The sequence below is a fragment of the Nocardia vinacea NBRC 16497 genome (assembly GCF_000308835.1).
Classification (GTDB): Bacteria; Actinomycetota; Actinomycetes; order Mycobacteriales; family Mycobacteriaceae; genus Nocardia; species Nocardia vinacea.
Map to the genome: position 1 here is coordinate 1 of NZ_BAGN01000358.1, position 6,495 is coordinate 6,495.

Sequence of the window (6,495 nt, forward strand, 5' to 3'; positions counted from 1 at the left end):
CAATACGGTGCTCGGCCTCCCGCCGGCGCCCCTACCGATCCCGCAGGTCCGATGATCAGCCGAATTCGCCCCGGCGCCTTCCGAATTCGAACCGGCGCCCGCAGACGGTGGCTGCTCCGACTCACCGCCGCCGCGCTGGCGCTCGCCGTCGTGGTCGCCGGATACGACATCGTCCAGCGGTCGCGCTACTACACCGTCACCGCCCATTTCACCTCCACCAGCGGCCTTTACGTCGGTGACGAGGTTCGGGTGGTCGGGGTGAAGGTGGGCACCATCGAAGCCATCGAGCCGCACGGCACCGAACTCACGGTACGCATGCGACTGCCGCGGTCGTCGCGGTTACCCGTCGACGTGAAGGCCGTGATCATGGCCCAGAGCCTGGTCGCCGCGCGATTCATCCAGCTCACCCCCGCCTGGACCAGCGGACCCAGCGCCGGTCGTGAGGTCGATATCCCGGTCGACCGCACCGCCGTACCGGTCGAATGGGATCAGGTGGAGGAGCAACTGTCGCGGGTCACCAGCGCGCTCGCGCCGCGGCCCGATGACCCCACCGGACCCGGCGCCCGCTTCCTCGGATCCGCCGCCGCGGCGATGAACGGCAACGGCGACACTCTGCGGGCCAGCCTCGACCAACTCTCCGCCACCATGGCGACGCTGTCCACGGGCAGCACGGACCTGTTCGGCACCGTCCGCAACCTCCAGGCGTTCACCACCGCACTGGCGGCCAGCGAGCAGCAGATAGTCGTATTCCAGGGTCGGCTGGCATCGGTCACCGAGGTGCTGGCAGGCAACCGCAGCGATATGTCGACCGCGCTCACCACACTGGACACCGCCATCGGCGATATCCAGGCATTCGTCACCGAGCACCGCGACGGGCTCACCACACAGGTGCACCAGCTCGTCGACGCCACCGATGTGATCGTCGCCCAGCGCGATGCGCTGGAAACCGTGCTGCACCGCGCGCCCACCGCGCTGTCGAACTACTACAACACCTACAACCCCGGGCAAGGCGCGATGACCGGCGTTCCGGGACCCCAGAATTTCGGCAGCCCCATCAATTTCATCTGCGGCGGCATCGCCGCCCTCGCGAACGCCACCTCCGAGCAAGGAGCCCAGCTGTGCGCGCAATACCTCGGGCCACTACTGAACACGCTGCGGATGAACTACCCGCCGGTGAGCATCAACCCGTCCACCGGCACCGGTGTGGGTCCCGGCCAACTCGTCTACAGCCCACCGGAATTGCAGCAGCTCCTGCTGCCGGGACAGCCGCGATGAGCACGGCACGCCGTCCGATGGCGCTGCTGTGCGGAATCGCACTGTGCGCCACGGTATCCGGATGTCAGTGGACCGGATTGAATTCACTGCCACTGCCCGGGACCCAGGGCCACGGCCCCGGGAGCTACCACGTGGTCATCGAAATGCCGGACGTCACCACCATCACCCCGAACTCACCCGTACTGGTCGACGACGTGGAAGTCGGCACCATCACGACCATCACCACCGAGGACTGGCACGCGCGAGTGAGCGTGGCGCTCAACGCTTCCGTCATCCTGCCCGCCAATGCAACCGCCAAAATCGGGCAGACCAGCCTGCTCGGCTCGACCCACATCGAACTCACCGCACCGGCCGACCCGCGGGGCACGCTGATCGAGGGCAGTGTGATCCCGCTGGAGCGAGCGGGCAGCTATCCCACCACCGAGCAGACGCTCGCGGCGCTGTCCATGGTGCTCAACGGCGGCGGGCTTGGACATCTGCAGACCATCGTCACCGAGGCCACCAAAGCAATTGCCGGACATGAAGATTCGATCGGCAATGTGCTCGACGGAATGAATACGGTACTGGGCGAGTTGGATTCGCAGCGGGATGCGATCACCGCCACCCTGGACAATCTCGACAGGTTTGCCGCTCAGCTGTCCGCCGACAACGACACCATCGGTCGGGCCGTTGCCGCCATCGACCCCGCTCTCGGCGTGCTCAACCAGCAGCGAGGCGACCTCACCAATGCCGTCGCGGCATTGACTCGATTCGGCGATGCCGGAACCGCCCTGGTACGACAGATCCACGGGGATCTGAAGCGGAACCTGGCCAACCTCGCACCGACCCTGCAGCAGATTGCCGCAACCGGGGACGATCTCGTCGCCAATATCAACCAGCTGGCCACCTTTCCGTTCCCGCCGGTCGCCATCACGAACGGTATTCACGGCGATTACATGAACCTGTGGGCAGAAGCGGATCTCACACTGCCGCGGCTGCAGCAGGGTCTGCTGTTCGGTACCCCGTTTGCCGCCCCACCGGTGACAGGAGGCCCCCGGTGAGTACCGACTCGACGGGTGGACGTACTTCTCGCCTCGTCCGCAACCAGCTGATCGTCTTCACGATCATCGCTCTGGTATCGACGACTTTCACCGGCATCTACTATCTTCGGATTCCGGCGGCGCTCGATATCGGCCGCTATCGGGTCACCGTCGAATTGCCAAGGGCCGGTGGCCTTTATCGCAATGCCAATGTCACCTACGACGGGCATACGATCGGCCGCGTCACCTCCGTCGACCTGGCACCCACCGGAGTTACCGCGACGCTGTCGCTTATCGACTCGGTCGCCGTACCCGCCGACCTGACCGCACGGGTCCGCAGCATGTCGGCGATCGGCGAACAGTACGTCGACCTGCAACCCGCGGTCGACCACGGACCGTTCCTGCGCGATGGCGATATGATCGCCGTCGACCGCGTGCGGATCGCCGACCGGATCGGCCCCATCCTTGAGCAGACCCGCGCGATCCTCGCCTCGCTCCCACCCGACACCCTGCGCACGGTGCTCGACGAGTCCGCGCGCGGATTCGGCGGTGCGGGAAGGGATCTGGCGAGCCTGCTGGACTCCACCGTCACCTTCGTCGACGCCATGGCCGCCAATGGCGACGCCCTCACCACCCTCGTTCAGCAACTCACCCCGCTGCTGAACACCCAGGTGGTCAGCAGCGCCGAAATCCGCGATTGGGCCGCGAATCTGGCCTATCTCACCGACCAGCTCCGCACCGCCGACCCCGCCGTGCGCAATATCCTGGAACGCGGCCCGGCCACCGCCGACGATGCCAACCAGCTGTTCCAGAACCTGGCACCGACCCTGCCGCTGCTGCTGGCCAACCTGACCACCGTGGGACACGTTGCCCTGACCTACAACCCCGCCATCGAGCAGGTCCTGGTCCTGCTGCCGCCCCTGATCGCCGCCGAGAACATCGCCGGTGCACGTGGTGCCGCCGACGGCGGCGCCAATGTCGTCTTCGTCGTCGAGGTTCAGGATCCCGCCGCCTGCACCACCGGCTATCTCTCCGCCGACGAACGCCGCAGCCCCACCGACTCCAGCACACCCGACACCCCGCCCAATCTGTACTGCAATGTCCCGCAGGATTCGCAGTTCGCCGTGCGCGGCACGCGGAACCTGCCGTGCCTGGAAAATCCGGGCGTCCGCGCCGCCACCCCCGAGCAGTGCCGCAACGGGGTGGTACCGCCCTCCGGAAACAACGGGCCATTCGAGTTGAGCCCCTCACCCGCGCCGGCAGGTGTCGCCCACTATCTGCCCGGCAGCCCCATGTATCTGACACCGGACGGAAATCCCTACCGCCACATCGACATCAACCGACCAGACTCCCAGGAAGCGTCATGGACCTCACTGTTGACCGCTCCGATTCCCTGACCGCGACCGACGCGGCGGCTACTACCGCGTCAGTGACCGAACCGCCGCGGCGTCGGCGGGCGACCCGCCCGACCGGGCCACCCAGCGAGTCTCCGGATACCGAGGCGAGCACTGATACAACGCCATCCGCGGGCGAACGACCGTCGAAGCAGACGCAACGCCCTATCCTGCGACTGCGGTTCGCTCGTCCGAGGCTGGGGCGCAAGAGTTTTCGCACCGCTGCGGTAGCGATCGCTGTCGCCGCGCTCGTCGCCGCGACCACGGTGACGGCACTGGCGCTGCGCGAGCATCGCCGGACCGAGGCGGCCGCGAATCACCAGGCCGCCATCGTCGACACCGCCCGGCGCGGTGTCACCGCCTTGATCAATATCCGCCGCGACAGCGCCGATTCGGACTTCGCCCGCCTGAGCGATGTCACCACCGCACCATTCGCGGACGAACTGCACAGCCAGTCCGGGAACTACCTGAAGGCCATCCGAGATGCCGACGTGCTGTCCACCGGCGAAGTGATCGCTGCGGCCATCGCCGCCGACGACGGCGCCGAGGCTCCGGACGACGGCACGGTGACCGTCATCGTCGCCGCGAACGCACAGGTCACCAATACGCAGACTCGGCAGCAGGAACAACGCTCCTACCGGTTCAGCGTGAAGATCAAGGAAGTCGACGACACCCCGAAGGTGTCCAACGTGGAGTTCGTGCCGTGACCGATCGATCCGTCATCGTCCTGCGAAACATTCTGCGGCTCAGCATGATTCCGCTTCTGACTGCGGTGATCGTGGCACTGACCGTCGCCGCGGTGCTGCTCGTGCGCGACAACCGGCACGACGCCGCCACGGCCGCCGCACGCAGGGACGCACCGACCGCCGCCCGGGAAACAGTCGCGGCAATGCTCAGTTACACCTCGTCCACGGTCGACCGGGATCTCGCCGCCGTGGCGGGGCTCACCGGCTCGTTCCAGGACGACTACCGCAATCTGGTGAACAAGACGATCGTGCCGGTGGCAAAGGAGAAGGGCGTGAGCACCAGAGCGCGGGTGGTATCCGCGGGCGTACTGTCGGCCTCCACCGACCGTGCGACGGTGCTGATGTTCATCGACCAGGTGACAATCAGTACCGCCGTGCCCGCACCGACCACCAGTTCCAGCCGGGTGACCGTCACCGTCGAAAAGCACGACGACCACTGGCTCGTCAGCGGTATGACTCCGCTGTAGCCGGCGAGAGGATGATGTAGATGCCGAATCCCGCGACCTCCGCGGCGCAGCCGCTGGCCGGTGTGCGCATCGTGGAGATCTCCAGCTTCGTCGCCGCGCCGCTGGCGGGTATGACGCTGGCGCAGCTCGGCGCGGAAGTCATCCGTGTCGACCCGATCGGCGGTGCCGCCGATTACCGCCGATGGCCGCTCACCGACGACGGCGAGAGCATCTACTGGACCGGACTCAACAAGGGAAAGCGCTCCGTCACAGCCGATTTGCGTGCACCGGCCGGGCAACTGCTCGTCACCCGCCTGATAACCGGCGGCGGCCCCAGCGGTGGCATCCTGCTGACCAACGCCGCCGGACGGGATTGGCTCGACTACGAGACGCTCACCGCCACGCGGCCTGATCTGATCCAGCTGGAAATACTGGGCCGCGCCGACGGTTCGGCCGCAGTCGACTACACCGTCAATGCCGCCACCGGATTTCCGCTCGTCACCGGCCCCGCCGACCACGAGGGTCCGATCAATCATGTGCTGCCGGCCTGGGATCTGCTCTGCGGAGTGTATGCGGCACTGGCGATCACCGCCGCGGTGCGCCACCGCGACGCGACCGGACAGGGCAGCCGGATCACCCTGCCGCTGGAGGATGTCGCGCTGGCCACGGTGGGCAACCTCGGCTTCCTCGCGGAGACGGCACTGTGCGGGCGGCAGCGCCCCCGCTTGGGCAACGGCATCTACGGCCAGTACGGTCAGCACTTCACCAGCGCCGACGGCGTCTCCTTCATGGTGGTCGCCCTGACCCCCAGACACTTTCGTGATCTCACCGAGCTGACCGGCAGCACCGTGGCGGTCGATGCGCTTTCCACAGCGCTGGCGGCGGACTTCACCGACGAGGGCACGCGCTACCGTCATCGCGACGTGCTGACCGGCCTGTTCACCCCGTGGTTCCGCGACCGACCCGCCGAGGAGATCGGCACCGCCCTGGCGAAAACATCGGTGCTCTGGGAGCGCTACCGCAGTTTCGACGAACTCGCGACCGACCCGCGCGTCACCGCGAATCCCCTGTTCACCCTGCTACATCAACCCGAGATCGGCGAATACCTCGCGCCCGGTTCCCCGATCGCGGTGAACGGCGCGCACGTTCCCGCCCGCCCCGCACCCCGACTCGGCGAACATACCGAATCCGTCCTGCGGGATCGGCTCGGACTGTCCCCCGAATCGATTGCAGCACTACACATGTCGTAGATCGTCGCAAACGAGCCCCCGGAACGAACCGCGCGGTAATCGCCATCCGGCCCCAGTCGCCGAATTCGGCGTTCGGTGCAGGAGTTCGGCGAGCGTCGCGAGATCGTGTTCGGCCCAACTCGACAGTCGCGGCAGCCCGGAGACCACGGATCTTTCCGTCCGTGTGATGGATGTGCCGGTCAGGGAATCAGCACGAGCTTGCCGGGTGCGTGTCCGGCGATGCCGACCTCGTGGGCTTTCGCGGCCTCGGCGAGCGGGAAGGTGGTATCGACGATGACGCGCAGCGCACCGGACCCGGCCCGCTCGACGAGCTCACCGCGGGCGGCGCCGCGGACTTCGGTGCCCGCGTCCTGCCCCGGCCCGTA

At 67.1% G+C, this 6,495-nt stretch carries 7 protein-coding genes; 6 read left to right on the forward strand and 1 reads right to left on the reverse strand.

The window, feature by feature from the left end:
• The 6 genes from ON44_RS34245 to ON44_RS34270 form a co-directional block, all read left to right on the forward strand.
• A partial coding sequence (locus ON44_RS34245; protein ID WP_218007679.1) for an MCE family protein occupies window positions 1–1,275 on the forward strand: 1,275 nt, incomplete at its 5' end.
• Entirely contained in the window at window positions 1,272–2,315 is a 1,044-nt protein-coding gene (locus tag ON44_RS47830) for an MCE family protein (protein ID WP_063721671.1), read from the forward strand. The genes ON44_RS34245 and ON44_RS47830, both read left to right, overlap by 4 nt.
• Window positions 2,312–3,691: an MCE family protein gene (locus ON44_RS34255; RefSeq protein ID WP_051182737.1), complete on the forward strand. Its 1,380-nt coding sequence runs from the start codon at window positions 2,312–2,314 to the stop codon at window positions 3,689–3,691. Before ON44_RS47830 ends, ON44_RS34255 begins: the two co-directional genes overlap by 4 nt.
• The gene (locus tag ON44_RS34260) at window positions 3,658–4,395 is read left to right on the forward strand and encodes an Rv1363c family protein (protein WP_040698372.1); all 738 of its coding nucleotides are present in this window, start codon (window positions 3,658–3,660) and stop codon (window positions 4,393–4,395) included. Before ON44_RS34255 ends, ON44_RS34260 begins: the two co-directional genes overlap by 34 nt.
• Window positions 4,392–4,901 (forward strand): hypothetical protein, encoded by a 510-nt coding sequence (locus ON44_RS34265; RefSeq protein WP_051182738.1) that lies wholly within the window; start codon window positions 4,392–4,394, stop codon window positions 4,899–4,901. Before ON44_RS34260 ends, ON44_RS34265 begins: the two co-directional genes overlap by 4 nt.
• Before the next feature lie 20 nt (window positions 4,902–4,921).
• Entirely contained in the window at window positions 4,922–6,130 is a 1,209-nt protein-coding gene (locus tag ON44_RS34270) for a CoA transferase (protein WP_040698373.1), read from the forward strand.
• 179 nt (window positions 6,131–6,309) lie between these two features.
• On the opposite strand, the gene ON44_RS34275 is transcribed toward ON44_RS34270, so the two are convergent.
• Window positions 6,310–6,495: zinc-binding dehydrogenase (locus ON44_RS34275; RefSeq protein ID WP_040698374.1), on the reverse strand; the 186-nt coding region annotated here is incomplete at its 5' end.

Coding starts and splice junctions, on each gene's coding strand:
- ON44_RS47830 (WP_063721671.1), top strand. CDS start 1,272: ATGAGCACGGCACGCCGTCCGATGGCGCTGCTGTGCGGAATCGCACTG.
- ON44_RS34260 (WP_040698372.1), top strand. CDS start 3,658: ATGGACCTCACTGTTGACCGCTCCGATTCCCTGACCGCGACCGACGCG.
- ON44_RS34270 (WP_040698373.1), top strand. CDS start 4,922: ATGCCGAATCCCGCGACCTCCGCGGCGCAGCCGCTGGCCGGTGTGCGC.